The 16341-nt window shown below is 42.8% G+C and carries 16 protein-coding genes; 1 reads left to right on the forward strand and 15 read right to left on the reverse strand.

The window, feature by feature from the left end; genetic code table 11:
• Window positions 1-299: 299 nt before the first annotated feature.
• From BMW59_RS14305 to BMW59_RS14350, 11 genes are all read right to left on the reverse strand, one after another.
• The gene (locus BMW59_RS14305; RefSeq protein ID WP_093053591.1) at window positions 300-1328 is read right to left on the reverse strand and encodes an aliphatic sulfonate ABC transporter substrate-binding protein; all 1029 of its coding nucleotides are present in this window, start codon (window positions 1326-1328) and stop codon (window positions 300-302) included.
• 22 nt (window positions 1329-1350) lie between these two features.
• Window positions 1351-2112 (reverse strand): ABC transporter permease, encoded by a 762-nt coding sequence (locus BMW59_RS14310; protein WP_093053594.1) that lies wholly within the window; start codon window positions 2110-2112, stop codon window positions 1351-1353.
• On the reverse strand, window positions 2045-2896 hold the full coding sequence (locus BMW59_RS14315) for an ABC transporter ATP-binding protein (protein ID WP_425441277.1): 852 nt from the start codon (window positions 2894-2896) through the stop codon (window positions 2045-2047). Before BMW59_RS14315 ends, BMW59_RS14310 begins: the two co-directional genes overlap by 68 nt.
• A 338-nt stretch (window positions 2897-3234) precedes the next feature.
• On the reverse strand, window positions 3235-4224 hold the full coding sequence (locus tag BMW59_RS14320; protein ID WP_093053600.1) for a hypothetical protein: 990 nt from the start codon (window positions 4222-4224) through the stop codon (window positions 3235-3237).
• Window positions 4225-4398: 174 nt separating this feature from the next.
• On the reverse strand, window positions 4399-5106 hold the full coding sequence (locus BMW59_RS14325) for a class I SAM-dependent methyltransferase (RefSeq protein ID WP_093053603.1): 708 nt from the start codon (window positions 5104-5106) through the stop codon (window positions 4399-4401).
• A 340-nt stretch (window positions 5107-5446) separates the two neighbouring features.
• Complete coding sequence (locus tag BMW59_RS21810) at window positions 5447-5599, reverse strand: hypothetical protein (RefSeq protein WP_177174356.1); 153 nt, start codon at window positions 5597-5599, stop codon at window positions 5447-5449.
• Between the two features lie 97 nt (window positions 5600-5696).
• Window positions 5697-9299, reverse strand: coding sequence for a dynamin family protein (locus tag BMW59_RS14330; protein WP_093053605.1), 3603 nt, complete (start codon window positions 9297-9299; stop codon window positions 5697-5699).
• A gap of 192 nt (window positions 9300-9491) precedes the next feature.
• Window positions 9492-10730 (reverse strand): beta-ketoacyl-ACP synthase II, encoded by a 1239-nt coding sequence (gene fabF, locus BMW59_RS14335; protein ID WP_093053608.1) that lies wholly within the window; start codon window positions 10728-10730, stop codon window positions 9492-9494.
• Window positions 10731-10886: 156 nt separating this feature from the next.
• Window positions 10887-11552, reverse strand: a complete 666-nt coding sequence (pgmB, locus tag BMW59_RS14340; RefSeq protein WP_093053611.1) for a beta-phosphoglucomutase — start codon at window positions 11550-11552, stop codon at window positions 10887-10889.
• Between the two features lie 33 nt (window positions 11553-11585).
• Entirely contained in the window at window positions 11586-12431 is an 846-nt protein-coding gene (locus tag BMW59_RS14345; RefSeq protein WP_093053614.1) for an SDR family NAD(P)-dependent oxidoreductase, read from the reverse strand.
• Window positions 12424-12810 (reverse strand): hypothetical protein, encoded by a 387-nt coding sequence (locus tag BMW59_RS14350; RefSeq protein WP_093053618.1) that lies wholly within the window; start codon window positions 12808-12810, stop codon window positions 12424-12426. Before BMW59_RS14350 ends, BMW59_RS14345 begins: the two co-directional genes overlap by 8 nt.
• Window positions 12811-12929: 119 nt before the next feature.
• Between BMW59_RS14350 and BMW59_RS14355 the strand changes: the two genes are divergently transcribed.
• Complete coding sequence (locus tag BMW59_RS14355) at window positions 12930-14306, forward strand: hypothetical protein (RefSeq protein WP_245733124.1); 1377 nt, start codon at window positions 12930-12932, stop codon at window positions 14304-14306.
• 185 nt (window positions 14307-14491) lie between these two features.
• Here the strand turns inward: BMW59_RS14355 and BMW59_RS14360 are convergent, their stop codons facing one another.
• From BMW59_RS14360 to BMW59_RS14375, 4 genes are all read right to left on the reverse strand, one after another.
• Window positions 14492-14995, reverse strand: a complete 504-nt coding sequence (locus BMW59_RS14360) for a flavodoxin domain-containing protein (RefSeq protein ID WP_093053621.1) — start codon at window positions 14993-14995, stop codon at window positions 14492-14494.
• 172 nt (window positions 14996-15167) lie between these two features.
• Window positions 15168-15365: a KOW motif domain-containing protein gene (locus BMW59_RS14365; protein WP_093053624.1), complete on the reverse strand. Its 198-nt coding sequence runs from the start codon at window positions 15363-15365 to the stop codon at window positions 15168-15170.
• 105 nt (window positions 15366-15470) lie between these two features.
• Complete coding sequence (locus tag BMW59_RS14370; RefSeq protein ID WP_093053627.1) at window positions 15471-15806, reverse strand: retropepsin-like aspartic protease; 336 nt, start codon at window positions 15804-15806, stop codon at window positions 15471-15473.
• An 84-nt stretch (window positions 15807-15890) separates the two neighbouring features.
• Complete coding sequence (locus BMW59_RS14375; RefSeq protein ID WP_093053630.1) at window positions 15891-16331, reverse strand: MOSC domain-containing protein; 441 nt, start codon at window positions 16329-16331, stop codon at window positions 15891-15893.
• Window positions 16332-16341: the final 10 nt, after the last annotated feature.

Genomic DNA, 16341 nt, shown 5'->3' on the forward strand with positions numbered 1-16341 from the left:
CGCAGCCATCAACTCTTCTCGCCGGAAAGGAGCGTGGAGAGCTGACAAAAAGCTGTCAGTGTACACCCTTTTAAATCTCCTAGTAATTTCCATTTTATTACTAGGCTAGTTTCTTACGGCCTTTTTCAGGAAAAATGGGACTTAATAATTTAATACCTGATTAATTGTCAATTGACATACCACCGCAGGACTTAAATGATTAGTGCTCCTTATTATATTCTCTTTAAAAATGAATGATTGGGCTGTAAGCTTATAAAAAAAGCTTGCGGGGAGTCTCCCGCAAGCTGAACATTCTCGCCTTATTCTTCTTCCAGTATCCCGTCAAGAATCGTTGTATCGACGAATCCATCCAGATCAGGATCTTTATCCATAAATTCTAATTCATAGGACGCGTCTGCCCAGGCCTGCAACGCATCAGCATGGGTCTCTGTTGTCACTGCCATACGCTGCCACGCTTTTTCAAGCACATGTTCAGGCAGTCTCGTCTGGGTCAAATCGTAAATCAAGTCATTGACCGTTTCAAGCGTCTCTTCTTCATTATTCTGAGCAAAATCAACAGAACGCTTATGCGCACGTAACGCTTCTTCGACTTTATCCGGATACTCGTCAAGGAATTCCTCCGTGGTCACCATGACGACACTTGCCAGTTCTTCACCAAGAAAGACCTCATTCCATTCTGTGACCACATTCGCATTATGTTCTTCTACAAGCAGTGTTCCCCAAGGTTCAGGCGCCGCTGCTGCATCGATCTGGCCTTGTTCAAACATCGCAACCATACTGGCTGGATTGACTCGCGACTGATGCTCTACTTCCCCGCCAAGACGGTTTGTTTTCATCCCTTTTTCCTGAAGCATAATTTCAAGCTGGACGTTATGCGTGCATCCGTTGCCTGGTGTACAGAATGATTTGCCGGGGAAATCATCTAAACTGTGAATACCTGAATCTTCTCTTGATACGATTAGTGTCGCTCCGTTTGCTGCCGAGCCGATGACGACCACGTCCCCGCCTGATAAATAATAATTAATAGCAGGCCCGGGACCGACATATCCTAAATCTATGATCCCGGTATCCAAAGCTTCTATAAAATCATTTCCATTAGGGAAATTTTGAAAATTTACATCGTCTCCCATCTCGTCAGTAAAGTAGCCTTTCTCTTTCCCTACAATACCGGCCGCATGGTCAAGGTTTGGAAAATAACCGATATTAACTTCTCTGTCTTGGCCTTCATTACCTGAAGCATTTCCGCTTGAACTGCTTTCTTCTGTTCCGCAAGCGCTCATTGCCATGACTGCCGCCGATAAAAAGACTGTACTTAATAACTTTTTCATTTTTCTCCTCCTCAAGTTTCTTCTATGAAGCTTTTGCCAATCCCCAGCGTGAAAGAACTTTTCTTTCAATCTTACTGAAGAAGAAATATTCCACGATTAAACCGATAATTGAAATGATTATCATAATGGCTACAACTAAATCCATATTGAAGAAATCACGGGCGTCCATCAGTGTTCGTCCAAGTCCTCCCCGGCCAATCAGTTCAGCAGCCATAAGCGCCCGCCAGCCGAAGGCCCAGGCTAACCGGGCTCCTGTTAATGCTGAAGGAATGGATGCGGGGAGCATCACTCGCCAGATTAACTCTGTATGGTTGTACCCCATTGTTCTCGCCGCTCTTATTAAAATGGGCTGCACATTTTTAATGCCCATGCGGATATTTAAGGTCATCGCCCATGTTCCTCCGAGGATCACAACGAAATATATGGCACCTGCGCCTCCTTGAAAGACAATTAATGCAATCGGCAGCCAGACAATACTTGGGACAGACTGGAGTGCAATTACTAAGGAACCTAATGTTTCATCAGCAATTTTAGAGACGCCAAGTAATATACCCAGGATCCCGCCAATTATAACGGCAAGGCTAAAACCGATCACAATTCTTTGAAGGCTTTCTGTTAACGCCACAAGAAGAATGCCTGTATCAAATAACCCGATATATAATTGCTCGACAGCTCCCAATGGAGACGGAAATAAGGTCGTTTCCTGTGAATAAATTCTAAATATGATTTCCCATATTGCGATCAGTACCGTAAAGAAGGCTAGCCTTCTTACTATTGAAGTCATCACCCATTTCCTCCTTCATTACTTTTTCAATCTCACCGGCTAAAATAGACATAATTTCTTCTTCCAGTTTGATAAATTCAGGAGAAGAGGGCTTTCGGGGCCGTGGCAAGTCAACAGTAAATATTTTTCTGATGCCGCCCGGACGTGTCCCCATTAACACAATCCGGTCTGACAATAAAATAGATTCCCGGATATTATGTGTGACGAATAATATTGTTTTTTGAGTCTCCTGCCAGATGAACTGAACTTCCCTGTGAAGCATCATCCGGGTCTGTTCGTCGAGAGCCCCGAAAGGTTCATCCATCAAAAGCACTGCAGGGTCCATTGATAACGCTCTTGCTATAGACACTCTCTGCTTCATTCCTCCGGAAAGTTCGTGAGGATAGGAATGCATAAATTTACTTAAGTGAACCAGTTTCAAATACTTTTCGGCATGCTTTTTGGCTTCTTCTTTTTTCATTTTTTTACGAAGCGCGAACGTCACATTCTCCAATACATTTAACCACGGCATAAGAGCCGCTTCCTGAAAGACTACTCCCCTGTCAGATCCAGGCCCTTTTATTTTTTTATCGCCGACTTTAACTTCTCCGGCTGAAGACTGGTCAAGCCCAGCCACAATATTCAGCAAGGTGGATTTACCGCACCCCGACGGTCCAAGCAAAGATACAAATTCCCCTGGATTGACGGTTAATGATATATCTTTAAATACAGTAAATGATCCGTCCTTCTCTTTATTAGGGAAGGTCTTTTCAACCTCTTCAATAACAACCCTTTCCAATCCCATCACCCTCAAAATACTAGTTTATTTATCTTACCTATTTAGTCGGAATTAATAATAGTATAAGTATATGCCGGTGACCTGCATGTGTCAATCATATTTTTTATAAAACCTACAGGAAAGGTAGGAATTTGTTCTGAATCCAAGTAATAAGCCTTCGCCGGAAGTGAACCGGCAGCTTAACAGTAAACCTTGAGTAGACTTTTAGGCCCGCTTCTATTAAAAAGAACATCCGGACAACCTTTAAAAGATTGTTCAGATGTTCTTAAAGATTCCTATTTTTTTATCTCAGCCTTACTCTTATTAACCAGGTTTTGTCCAAGCTTCTTTGCAGACACATTGATTTAAGATGATTTCGAAGTAGCTGACGTCCTCTTCTTGTAATAATCAATTTCCAGTTTGTAAATCTGCCTTCTAATCGCATCCCAATCTTCATTTTCAAGAGAAGATTTTCTTAACTTAACAGTTATGTCAGTTAAACGATCCAAATTGATATTTTCACCAGCCTCCACCTGCTGTTTCAAGTCTATAATTTGTTCTTCTATCTCTTGAGTGGAATCGTCCCAAGAGAAATACAGATTATCCGGCTCAATCTCTTCTGCCAAAATATGCTTCACTTGAAGAACTTCATTTTTCGGGCCTATAAGAGAAATGTCAGTCGCATGCACAGTCACTTCTACCTCTTCGCCTTCCACATCCACTGTTAAATATTTCATTTTTTTGGCTATTTTTCTGTTAAAAATATGTTCCAGCACATAAGACAAAGCGATAAAACTATACCATACCGGTTTTCTCGGGTTATGCACTTCCGGCTCAAAGTCATAGTCATTTAAAATATCTTTGACTTCGTCAAGCACCTCATCATATTTCCCTTTACGGATCATAATGGCAAACTGTTCCTGAGTATGCATTTTTAACAGTCTCGGTAATCTAACCAAAGGGATGACAATAATGAGAAGCATGGATAACGAGCCGAGAATGCCTGCATAAGGAAATCCCATCATGATTTGCTTAATGGTCGATGCCTCGGGGTCTCGATTTTCCAGCTTTAAAGACGTGTAGCCGACTGTCATTGGCAAAAGAATAGCCAGACTGATGGAAACAAGGCGTATGATAAAGTCATCGTCCGGAATGAACGGAATAAACATTTCGGCTAAATCTGGAAAGATAACTGACACAACAATATAAATCCAGTATAAAGAAACAAGCCCCATAAAACTCATTTTTGCATCATCCTGTGTTGGAAGGCGGCCGAAAAAGGTAAGGGTGGCCATACTGAATACTTTACTGAGTGTTTTAGCAATCGCTGTCATAAGAATACGGATATACGGCATATTCTTCACCTTTCCTAAATGAATTAAGTTACGTTTAAAATGTCTACACATAAAAATAATTGCCTGCTTGAGGCTCGCCAAGTCAAAAGAGAAAGCCCGGTATACCCGGACTTTTGGCTCTGTTCTTTACGTTACTTTCCCTTTTTAAATCGTTTTAAATCCAATAAATCTTGTTTATTTTTGGCATAGAATCACGGCATGCCCTAATTTATCCCTGTTGCGGTCTGTAAGCTCCATATGGGCATCCAGGACATCCAGTAAGGCGGCTTCTGCATTTACAGGAATAGGAATAGCCATCGCTTCCTCGTTAAATGCCCCTGTTTCTTTCGCTTCTATTAACTCAATATGTTTAAATGAGGCCCCGCGAATCGCATTAATCCAGTCATTAACCGTAAATAATGAAGAAGCGCCGTAAAAAGACTGTATTTTTTCCCGCTCCTTATCCTCTAAAGGATGGATCACCGACATCTCGTTAATAAGAAGGCAGCCTCCTTTTTTCAGCACCCGGCGCAGTTCTTTTAAAGCCTTTTTCCGGTCGGTAAACGCAAGGACGGATTCTGAAAGTACGAGGTCAAACGTATCAGACTCAAAAGGGAGATTTTCAACAGACGCTTCCTGGACGTTAACTCTTTCATTATTTTCAGATCGCTTTACTGCTTCCTTGGCCATCGCCGAATGTGCATCTATCGCATCCACAACACAATGAAACGTGTCGGCTATGATCCGAGCTGTCTCACCTGTTCCACAGCCTGCATCAAGCACCCTGCTTTTTGAATCAATTGTTACCTCTTCCAGTAATTTGTTAGTTAAAGTGCCGCCGCCAGGATGAGCAAAATTTATTTTAAATGCTGCCAGCATATCCATATAAGAATAGGTTTTCATTTGTCCTCTCCTCCTCCCATAATTTATTCCACAGAAGAGAGAGAGGTGTTACGATAAAAAACAATTTTTAAATTAAGATATATGAAGGTGGGAGTGGTGGGTGTTACTCGGGTGTTACCTGAGTAGCAGAGACGTATCACCCACTAACGTATCAGGTGGAAAACAAGAGAAAACGCATGAAATCAGGAGTGTGTGAAGGGTGGGTGCTACGCGGGTGTTACCGGAGTAGCAGAGAAGTATCACCCACTAACCATCTATGTCCTAAAGTGATTTATTTGTATTGCTGAATGAAAGAGGGCTCTCCTCAAAAGTATTCCTTTTGGGAAAGCCCTTAAACCTTTTATTTCGTGTTTTCCTTTTTGGCTTTTTCATGTAAATCCGTTAATACTTGCCCTTTTTCCTCTTTATCAGGAGATTCACCTAATGGATTAACGCTCACGGTCCGGCTTGGGGAAGCCTGGTTCTGGCTTCGATGCTTTCTTTGTTTTCCCATTTTAAACACCTCCATTAAGTGATAAGATAACCAACCGGACTGACTTTTATTACTGTTCAAACTCTTTTTACATCGGTCGTCCTGTTTCGTTACACCTTTAATGCTGCTCTCGCAAAAGCCCGCTCATTTTTTCATATTCTTTTTGTAAAACGGTCTTTTCAGCCGGGTCAAGCAGAATATCAAACCGTTTGCTTTCTTCATCAATCCCTTTAATGAGCAGATTTTTTAAAGATTTTTCCAGTTTGCTAAGCTCCTCCTCGGCTTGTTTTTCCAGCTGGCTTTCATAAGACCGGATGATTCCGGAGGCCTGTTCTGCTCCTGCTTCGACCACAGCTTCCTTTAATTCCTTTATTTTTCCCTCTTCAAAAAAATCTTTTTTCGATTTGATATAAAGGAGAAACGGATCAACCTCTAAATTAAGCGACAATTCCCCGCTGCCGGTTTCTAAACGGAACGGCGGAACCTTTTCTTCTACAGATAAATAAGGAAGCCGGGCTCTTGATGTTTCTTGTTCCATTTTAAACCAATGAAGACTGATGCGTTTCATCGCATTTTCGAGTCTTATGGCGACAGCTTCAAGCTCCTGTTTTAAAAACTGTTCGCCTAAACTGCGCCATTCCTGTAAAGCGCCTGCCAGCTGGCTCTGCAGCTCTTTTTTACTGGATCCGGTTAAAACAGTCACATTAACCGCTGTCGGATAATAATCATTCAGTACATACGTCATACGTTGCCTTAAATAAAGCGTAAACTGTTCCAGCTCATGAAATATATCTCTTACCGCATGACTGAACGGGGCTTCTTCCACCCGATCCATTTCCTGCTGAGCCGCCTGCTTTAACTCAGCCTGTTTTTCAACCTGGACGGTATGTTCTTCATTCATAAATTGAATCGTATCAAGCATTTTTCCGGTGTAATGATTCAGCTGACTCGAAAGCAGTTTAAAGCTGAGAGATTTCAGTTCCAGGATTGTTTTATCATAAAAATGCGCCTCAAACTCTGAAAAACTTGACTCTTCCCCTTCACCTGACAATTTATTGGCGAGCCCTTCCTTACTTGATACATGGTGCAGCCTCGGACGGGTAATCCCGTTACTTACGAGCTGGTCTCTGACATGCTGTCTGACACCGTTAAGCTCGCCTCTGCTTCCTGCCAGGTCAGAAGCATTAATAATAAAATAGAGTTTGTCCTCGTTAAAACTTTCATTCACCTGGCCCATTTGCTGAAGGAAATAATGGTCTGCTTTTGAAAAAGCATGGTTGTAATACGTTAAATAGAAAATAGCATCAGATTGCCGGAGCTGCTGGAAAGCTAAATTCGTATGGCGGCCATGAATTGAATTCACCCCGGGGGTGTCGACCAGCACAATCCCTTTCTCTGTCAGCGGGCAGTCATAATACATATCCACCTTTTCAACAAGGCAGGCGTGCGTTTCATCCGCCACAAACCTGTTCATTTCTTCGAAGGACACCGTGAGGGTTTCCCCTAAACTGTGCTCCATTTTTTCCAGGCTTTTTCTGATTGTCATCAAATAGTCCGCATTTGTTTTCTGATAACTCGTCACAAACTGTTTCAAAGACGGCTTCCATCCGGCCAACGACTTCAGATCGAGTTTGAGATCGAGGGATTCAGCAACAAAAGCGACTTCTTTTGACAACGCTTCCTCTGTTTTGAAGGTGACAACAGCGGTTTCATTCTCATGGCGGTCTGTCGATTTCTGGACCGTATTTACCGCGGCCGTCGTCGGATGAGGGGAAACAGGCATCACTTTTGCGCCAAGCAGCGCATTAGCGAAACTGGATTTCCCTGCACTGAACGCTCCAAACAAGGATATGATAAATGTTTGGTTTTCAAATCGTTCAATCCGGTCTAACAGCTGCTTCCGGTCTTTTTCAAACAGCTGTGAACGGCTGCCCTCTAACAGCTGGGTTTTCCAGGCTGTAACAGACGTCTCCATGTCCTGTTCCGAAAAACTCTCAGTTTCCACCTCCGCCTCGCTGAACTCCTCATCAATCACTGATTCTTCAGGAAGAGAAACAGTGATAAAGGATGCTTCATCCTGAGAAGATGGATATGGCAGTTCTGCTGTCTGGGCCGCCTTATCTTTAAAAGCTGAATCGGCAGGCAGGTTTTGGAGTTCATTTTCAAGATACACGAGCTGCCGCTCAAATTTTTCCTCAATAGCCGTAATCTGTTCTTTATACGGTTCCAGTTCGTTTAAAGCAAATAGACGTTCCAAAACCGTTTCTTCTTCTTTTTTGTAATGAGCCTCCAGCCCGTCAAGTTTTACAGACAGGAGCCGTTCCGCTTGCGACTGCACGTCTCTGACGATTTGTGCTGTCATCTCTTTCGTAAAATTATACACATAATCCCTGTTTACAGGCCCGCTGTTTACATTATTTTTGAGCCTGTCGGCCGTAATAGTAACATCCAGTTCACCTAGCGCCTTCTCAAAATCATTTTTATTTGAGAGCAGGTGCCGGTCTGTGTTCTGAAAATAGGCTTTGACGTGGAACAGCAGCTGGCTTTTGATTTTGTCCTGAAGCTCCTCGGTTAATTTAGCTAACCGCCTTTCCTGTTCCTCCTGCGTCTTTTTCTTTGAGAATAAGAAGCCTGTTTTAAACCCTTTCTGCTGACTCTCAAGCCAGCTGCGGACCAGTTCAGTCGTCGTGTAAGGGAATAATGTCACGTTCCGGTAAAAACTCCCCATCTCTTCCTGGTACGCTTCGAACATCTCTGTTCTGTAATGACGCAGGAATTCCAGTTCTTTTTCAAGAGTCTCCTGTTTTGCCAAATCTTCAGACTTGTACCCTTTGTCGTCAATCTCCTGCAAAACGGCGTCCACAGCCTCCTGTTTTTCTTCCTGGACACGGCTCATGACTGATTTATAGAACCCTTTTTTTACCTGGGCGTATGAATCGCCTGCAATTTTACTGCTATTATAAAGCAGCCCTTTAATATGCTGTTCCAAACGGCTGAATTCATTAGCCGGATGATCCATTTTTTTCATCGTTGTAAAATAAATGCCGTAGTGGCGGATGCCCCAGCTTTTAAACACGCCCTCCACAGACCGTTTATAATCAGCAAGAGAAATCTCTTCCTCATTATGTTTATCTATCTGGTTAATCACGATGTACACTGGTTTATTTTCCTCTGTCAGCTGCTTTAAAAAATACAAATTTGTTTCTGACTGGACATGATTATAATCCATCACATAGACGATGGCGTCTGTTGTGTAAAGCTGCTCAAGTGTGACTGATTCGTGGCTTTCGTCTGTCGAATCCACTCCCGGCGTATCCACAATACATCCGTTCTCACCTAAAAAGGCAAGCGGCGCTGTAATCGTCATACCGGCAAGCTCGTCTCCGTCCATCCCCCAGTTCCGGACCTTATCCCAGGGAATATCATTGTCAAATCTGATATCGTCCCCGCCTGTTTTTGTATGTAAATTAAGCCCTGTTTCCCCTTGTCTGATTTTTATGACGTTTGCGCTTGTAGGGATTGGACTGACAGGAAGTATATCAGCACTCACTAATCTGTTCAGCAGCGTGGATTTCCCCGCTGAAAAATGCCCGCAAAAAGCAATTTCAAATGTGCCGCTCTCTCTTTTATCTCCGATCCGCTCTAAACGGCTTCGTTCCTCTTCGGTAAACACTAACTCATTTTGGCTTTCAGTCTGTTTCTCTCCAGTCGTTTTCATCATATCCACCTTCCTTACATCTTTTTATAATAACGAATTTTCGAAAAAATGAGAAGGAAAGTAGTCAAATTCTAAGGAAAGCGCTCTATATTTTTTTCAAAAGCACAGTTATAAAAATTGACGCTTTTCTTTTTCCAATAATAAAAGACCCTCATATGGAAGCTTCCATAATAAGAGTCTTTTTCGGCTTAAACCTTAATTGTATTTTTTAAAAACGAGAGAGGCATTATGACCTCCAAATCCGAGAGAGTTAGACATCACCGCCTGGACATCGGCTTTTCTCGATTCATTTGGCACATAATCCAGATCAAGTTCAGGGTCCGGCGTTTCATAATTAATTGTCGGAGGTAAAACCCCGTCTTTCAATGACAGTACTGAAAATACAGCTTCGATAGCACCGGCTGCTCCCAGCATATGGCCTGTCATCGATTTCGTCGAGCTCACACCAAGATTATAAGCGTGAGGGCCGAAAACTTTTTTAATAGCGTTCGTTTCATAGAGATCGTTGTATGGCGTTGATGTGCCATGGGCGTTTATGCTGCTTATGTCTTCCGGAGATAAGCCCCCATCGGTTAGAGCCATTCTCATCGCTCGCTGGCCGCCTTCCCCGTCCAGAGCAGGAGTTGTAATGTGATGGGCATCGCCAGTCGCTCCGTAACCGCATAGTTCACCGTAAATTTCCGCTCCACGGGCTAACGCATGCTCCAGCTCTTCCAAAATTAATATAGCTGACCCTTCAGCAATGACAAATCCGTCCCGGTTTTTATCAAATGGGCGGCTCGCGGTCTTAGGATCGTCATTTGTTGAGAGAGCAGTCATGTTTGAGAAGCCGGCCAAAGTCATTTCAGTAATCGACGCCTCGGCTCCTCCTGCGATCATCACATCCGCGTCTCCTTTTTGTATGACACGGAAAGCATCACCAATCGAATTCGTCCCTGATGCGCAGGCGGTTACGGAACAGTTATTCATACCTTTTGCGCCTAATTCAATCGATACTCTTCCTGAAGCCATGTCCGGAATGAACATAGGAATAATAAACGGACTGACACGTCTTGGCCCTTTACTTAAAAACTTCTTATGCTGTTCTTCAAATTCATCTAAGCCGCCGATCCCCGAACCGATCCATACACCGGTTCGTTCAGCATCCACGTTTTCGCCGACTTTAAGTGAGGCGTCTTCTGCTGCCATTTTGCTCGCAGCGATTGCAAAATGAGTAAAACGAGCCATTCGTCTCGCTTCTTTAAAGTCCATATAGTCTTTAGCTGAAAAGCCTTTTACTTCGCCGGCCACTTTCACACTGTACTTCTCCATATCAAATTTAGTAATGGTGTCTATACCTGATTCACCTTTTTTAATTTTTTCCCATGATGTAAAAGCGTCGTTAGCTAACGGGCTAACAGCGCCGACCCCTGTAACTGCCACTCGTTTATTCAATTCGTTTCTCCCCTTCTTGTTATCATTCAAGCAGGCTCTTATACCATAGTTTTAAACTGCAAAAATTATCACATGGTCCTAATATCTGATATATAGTTTACCTGAAGTCGGTAAGAATTTGAAGTCTCCTTCTTATTTTGTACGCAGAAGTCCCTTTTAATTCCTTTTCATAGAGTTTATAAATGCCGTGGACAGTCGTTCGAGACTTATTTCTTTCGTATTTTTTAAATACAGGTCAGCGTGTTTTAAAAAAGGCTCCTCACCAATGCCGACAGAAAACATAGGAGTCGCTTTAATAGCTTTCAATCCTGCTTCACTGTCTTCGATCGCCGCGCACTCTCTGTAGTCGGCTTCTAATTCGTCTGCAGCTTTCAAAAAAATTTCGGGGTCAGGCTTCATACGGGTAATATCTTTTGCGTTAATTATGATGTCGAAATAACCGGTAATGCCCAGGTTTTCAAGCACAGTCCGGGCATTTGAACTGGAAGAAGCAATGGCCGTTCTGATCTTTTTGCTTTTCAGTTCTTCAAGAAAATCAACCATTCCAGGCAGGGCATCCCCAGGGGCAAGCGTCTGAATATAGTCTATGTAATACTTATTTTTAAGCTCAGCAAGCTGATCAATTTCGTTGTCGCAGTAGCTTTTACTGGAAGGTTTTAAGATTTCCTTCATAATATGTTTCCGGTTCATACCCTGGAGCTGCTGGTTCATTTCTCTTGTAAAGGGCACGCCCTCTCTTTCTGCCACCTTTTTAATGGACAGATAATGAAACTCAACGGTGTCAGCAAGGACGCCGTCCAAATCAAAAATAACTGCTTTCATTTCCGTTGTCCTCCTCTTTCCTTTCATTAACAATTAAGATTTTTGCATATACCTTAAGACAAAACGCTCATATAGAGACCAGGGAAGAAGTGTTTTTATAAGAATCGCGCCTGTGATGCCTTTACCCGTCCGGTAGCGGAACCGCGGGGCAGAATGGCGGCAGATGTCCGTCACAAGTTTGATAACTTTTTCTGGAGCCTCTGCTCTTTCTGTCATTTGCCTCGCGTAAGATTCCATATAGGCCATCAGCCGCCTGTAGTCTTCTATATCTGTTTTGGGCGCGCCGGCGATACCTTTTTCCCAAATGCCCGTCTTAAAGGAACCTGCTTCGACAAGCGACGTATAAACATTAAAAGGCTTTAATTCAAGACGGAGTGACTCGCTCAATCCTTCCAAAGCATGCTTTGAAGCGGCATAAGGCGCAAGACCTGGAAAGCCGGCTTTCCCGCTGATACTCCCGATATTAATTACTTTTCCGTTTCTCGCTTCACGCATCATGGGAATAAACGCTCTTGTCACTGAGGCAACGCCCAGTACATTTGTCTGAAACTGCTTTTCCCATTCAGTATCAGACACCGACTCTAATACCCCTCCCTGGCTGTAACCTGCATTATTTATAAGAATATCTATCCGCCCGAATCTCTTTTTTATAAATGCGTATATGTCCCGTATATCGCTGTTTAAAGTCACGTCGAGTTTTTTAACAGTCAAGCTGCCCTCAGAAATTCCAAGCTTGTCCGCTTCCTCTAACAAATTAGCTTTATTGGACATATTCCTTATTCCTGCGATGACAACATAGTTTTGCTGGGCTAAAGACATGGCTATTCCTCGGCCGAACCCGCTGTTCGCCCCGGTAATCAAAACAATCTGTTTAGTCATCCGGGAGCCTTTTATATGTATCGATTCGAAGCTGCCATTCTCTTTCAAAATCCTCGTCAGGAAGAATCTGTTTTCCTAAATCAGAAACAGAGGTAATCCCTTCTTCCTTGCACCATTCCACACACTTCTTATAAATGTACAGGTCACTTACTTCCGGGTAATATTCCACTTCGATCGTTTGAATGCCCTGCTGGTAAGTAAGAAAAGCTTTCGTGTGGTCTTTAATAAGGACGAGTTCGCCATTTAGTTTAATGACCGGAAGGGGATCGTAATTTAAATCGTCCCCTGTAAAACCGTCCATAATCAGCTTTCTCAGTTTGGTGCGGTTAATATATAACTGGCTTGGCTGCAGCCGGGTTAATGGCGTGCGTATTTTCATAACTCCTCTCTCCTCTCATGATTTACACCTGGATACTACAAGTATAATACAGGGCTCCCTTTAGAAAAACCACGTATATGATAGAATTAAGGAAGACAGCGTCAGACAGGGAGGTGGTTATGGCCATTTACAGCAGACTTTTCGGATTATTGGGAATCCTTTGTTACATAACGTCCATCATTTATTTAATCAGCCAGTTTTATCCAAATGTATGGCTGGTCCATACGTACAGCGTGTTTGGTGCCGTACTCCTGTTCTTTGCTGTTCTGGCAATCACAGGGCTCACACGTGTGGTTGTGTTAACACTTTTAGCAGCAGGTTCATATGTCTTTTTTACTTCTGAAACAGGTTTACAGCCAGTGCTGCACGGTTTCGGACAGAACATGAACCTCTTAACGCTTTTTTTATTAATTCCTTTAATAGGAACGTTTATGTCGACCGCCGGCTATTTATCTGCGTTAAAGGAGAAAGTGAAGGAACGGGAAAGGCAAGGGGGAAGACACCCTTACCGTTTAAGTTATTTACTTATCGCCACTATCGGGGCTTTATTAAACTTCGGCTCTCTGGCGATTGTTAAACGGATCGCTGATGAAAGCTTTTCTTCCTTTCAGGAAAAAAAATTGACTCTGCATATTATGAGAGCTTTTGCTTTTTGTATGCTCTGGTCCCCTTATTTTGTAAATGTCGGGCTCGTTCTTGTCCTGTTTGACGTCTCCTGGTTTGATATAGGCGGGTATGGAATGATTCTTGGAGTCATCTATATGGCTGTAAGCGTAGTGATGCTTCCGCATATTTCATTTGCAGATGACCCTTATGTGTCTCAGGAAAGCACTGTTTCTGCAAGCTATACAGGAGCTTCTTTACATTCATTGTTTATTTTTTCAATTGTGCTGGTAGGCCTGTCATTTTTACTTGATTATCTGTTAGCTGTTAATATGCTGACGGTTGTTTCCTTGCTGGCAGTGGTGCTCCCATTTATATGGGCTGCTTTCTCAAAGATTCTGAGAGCGTTTATACAGGATGTCTACGAACAGGCCGAAGGTTCTTTCTCCCGGTTAAAAAATGAATTAGCCGTCTTTATAAGTGCCGGTTATTTTGGGCTTGCTCTTGCTTATACAGAGCTTGGAGAGATTATTTCTTCTGTCCTTTTCCAAATCTCATTTGGTTCTGTCTATCTTTTTACTGTTTTTGTCATGTTAATCGCCATTCTTCTGGCACAGATAGGGATCCACCCGATTATAATCGTAATCGGAATTGGAAGTTCGCTGACCCCGTCTACATTCGGCGTAAGTCCCCAGTATATCGCACTTACACTTCTTCTTGCGTGGACGATGGCCACACAATTATCGCCATTCTCAGGACAGGTGCTTATGTCATCTAAATTAATGAACACACCTGCTCCAGTGATTGCAAGGCAAAACGCGCCTTTTATCAGTATTTGCTTTGTCATATTGTCGTTAGTTCTTTACAGTTTCCATTTTACCGGCTGGCTATAAGCTCTGGGTGATCAAAAGAAATATCCTGACTGAAATAAAGAAATCGCCTCACCTGGTATCTTTAAAGCATCAGATAATACCGGGGGGGGGATTTTCTTCTTATCCAATAGTTGTTCCCTTTAACGAATTTCCTTTCACCTTCTCAAGAAAGTTTCTCCTACGGGAATAGGTCTCAAGCTGCTCTTTTAAACAGGAGCCGGATCGCTTTTAAGGGACTGATTTATTTTGGCAGTAAACCCCTGTATTGCTTTCTCATCAAACGTCGATTGATCTTCAGTCACCTTCGCTGCTTTTTTAATCATAAGTTTTTCAAAGTAAGACATTTTGGAAAAGATCAGTTCTCCGCCGAATAATCCGCATGCAGAAGCATGGTTTCTAAGCCGGCTCGAGAAACTGGCTTCGAACTGTTTCTGCCTCTCCTCCCCTTCATGCATACAGCACAAATAAAGGGCCAGTTTTTTTGTAAGGAGCACATCTTCGTTAGACATTAAAAAACGGCGCATTTTTCTTGGAATCTGGCCAATATGGATAGACGTGCCGATCACTATGACATCGAACCCATCTAAGGATGGAACTTTTTCTTTCTTAATATTCACCCGGGTCATTTCAAGATTAACGTGTGAACTTACGTATTCTGCGGCTTTTTCTGTTGTTCCGTGACTGGTGGAAAAAATAATGAGCCCTTTCATCTACTCCACTCTCCTTCAATGAGTCAGCCGGCTTAAAAACAGCTTGTTAATTCCATTATCTTTCTTTTTTAAATAAAAGAAACGTATAAAAGTGAGAAAATAATGACAATGCAATAAGGGGGCGGAATGAAGAAAGCCCTGCAAATGCGCTTAACATTTGCAGGGCTGTTAATTAATTTCCGGCTGTCTTATACTCCGAATGTTTTAAGACTGTACGGGGTTTACTGCCGTCTTCATCTTTCATTTCGAGTTCCACTGAGATGGAATTCGTATAAGCAGAAATAACTTTTGCCTTCTTTCCTTTATATTCGCCGGCCACAACTTCTACAGTGTCACCGGAGTTTAACAACGGCTCTTCTTGTTCTGCCATGCTGAATCCTCCTTCGCTGTTAGTTATCATTTAAATTAATAGTAATTGCTACCGAAAGTGATAATAACCCTTGTTCAGCTTAAGGTCAAGAGATTTCGCCAACTTTTAAGTTCTTGAACTGGAAATGGTCATAGCGTCAAGATTAATTTTAGCCCCTACTTTTTTCAAAAAATCAAGACCGAGGACGCCTTCTTCATGAACGTCCGAAATAATTACCGGGAACTGGCTGACTTTCAATGGCCCGACGCTAAGTGAGTCCATCTCTTCCTGCTGGTTTATATCCAGCTTTTCAATACCGAGTTTTAAAGCGAGCTGTTCAGAAATCACTGTTTGAGGCGCACTGGTGTCAATCATCATTCGTTCGGTCGTTTGCACTTTACCTTGAAATTTTAAGCGCGTCTCCGTATAGAGCTGTCCATTAACAAAATCAATTCTTTTCATATCTATCACCTTTTCAGAAAATTCTGTTTCCGCTTTTATTTTAACATGGTTTCAGTAAGAAGCTACCAGATCGGACGGGAAATTTTATATTTTGACCCACTCGGCTTTATCTCCTGTGCTGATTTCCCCTCCTTTAACGACGACTCCGTATGCGCCGCCTTTCCAGTTCTCATACATCGCGTCTTTAAGGCCGGGCAGGGCTTCATCCATCCGTTCACACGGTTTCGTTTCCCCGTAAATTTTAATCACTGTTCTGCCAACCTGCAGATGCCTGCCGCGGGATTTTTCAAGGTTAATTCCTTTAAGCATTAGATTTGCACGCCGTGCAGAAGGGTCCAGATCAGCGTTAAGCTGCTCCATAAGTTCCGACCAGACGTTTTCATCTATGAGGGTTACCTGCCTTTTGCCCCCCTGGTCTTTATTTGTATGTAAGCCCCGGTTTTCAATTAATGTCCCTTTGTCCACTGGATCCATTGGGCCCCGGGCCATTCTTTTTATCCAAATTGCCCTTAATTCACCTGCCATGGCTCATCCT

The sequence above is a fragment of the Salipaludibacillus aurantiacus genome, from assembly GCF_900111295.1.
GTDB classification, from domain to species: domain Bacteria; phylum Bacillota; class Bacilli; order Bacillales; family Salisediminibacteriaceae; genus Salipaludibacillus; species Salipaludibacillus aurantiacus.

What these genes read in the sequence shown, in the direction of transcription:
- BMW59_RS14305 (WP_093053591.1), bottom strand. Translation starts at nt 1,328, where the DNA reads ATGAAAAAGTTATTAAGTACAGTCTTTTTATCGGCGGCAGTCATGGCA.
- BMW59_RS14310 (WP_093053594.1), bottom strand. Translation starts at nt 2,112, where the DNA reads ATGACTTCAATAGTAAGAAGGCTAGCCTTCTTTACGGTACTGATCGCA.
- BMW59_RS14315 (WP_425441277.1), bottom strand. Translation starts at nt 2,896, where the DNA reads ATGGGATTGGAAAGGGTTGTTATTGAAGAGGTTGAAAAGACCTTCCCT.
- BMW59_RS14320 (WP_093053600.1), bottom strand. Translation starts at nt 4,224, where the DNA reads ATGCCGTATATCCGTATTCTTATGACAGCGATTGCTAAAACACTCAGT.
- BMW59_RS14325 (WP_093053603.1), bottom strand. Translation starts at nt 5,106, where the DNA reads ATGAAAACCTATTCTTATATGGATATGCTGGCAGCATTTAAAATAAAT.
- BMW59_RS21810 (WP_177174356.1), bottom strand. Translation starts at nt 5,599, where the DNA reads ATGGGAAAACAAAGAAAGCATCGAAGCCAGAACCAGGCTTCCCCAAGC.
- BMW59_RS14330 (WP_093053605.1), bottom strand. Translation starts at nt 9,299, where the DNA reads ATGATGAAAACGACTGGAGAGAAACAGACTGAAAGCCAAAATGAGTTA.
- pgmB (WP_093053611.1), bottom strand. Translation starts at nt 11,552, where the DNA reads ATGAAAGCAGTTATTTTTGATTTGGACGGCGTCCTTGCTGACACCGTT.
- BMW59_RS14345 (WP_093053614.1), bottom strand. Translation starts at nt 12,431, where the DNA reads ATGACTAAACAGATTGTTTTGATTACCGGGGCGAACAGCGGGTTCGGC.
- BMW59_RS14350 (WP_093053618.1), bottom strand. Translation starts at nt 12,810, where the DNA reads ATGAAAATACGCACGCCATTAACCCGGCTGCAGCCAAGCCAGTTATAT.
- BMW59_RS14355 (WP_245733124.1), top strand. Translation starts at nt 12,930, where the DNA reads ATGGCCATTTACAGCAGACTTTTCGGATTATTGGGAATCCTTTGTTAC.
- BMW59_RS14360 (WP_093053621.1), bottom strand. Translation starts at nt 14,995, where the DNA reads ATGAAAGGGCTCATTATTTTTTCCACCAGTCACGGAACAACAGAAAAA.
- BMW59_RS14365 (WP_093053624.1), bottom strand. Translation starts at nt 15,365, where the DNA reads ATGGCAGAACAAGAAGAGCCGTTGTTAAACTCCGGTGACACTGTAGAA.
- BMW59_RS14370 (WP_093053627.1), bottom strand. Translation starts at nt 15,806, where the DNA reads ATGAAAAGAATTGATTTTGTTAATGGACAGCTCTATACGGAGACGCGC.
- BMW59_RS14375 (WP_093053630.1), bottom strand. Translation starts at nt 16,331, where the DNA reads ATGGCAGGTGAATTAAGGGCAATTTGGATAAAAAGAATGGCCCGGGGC.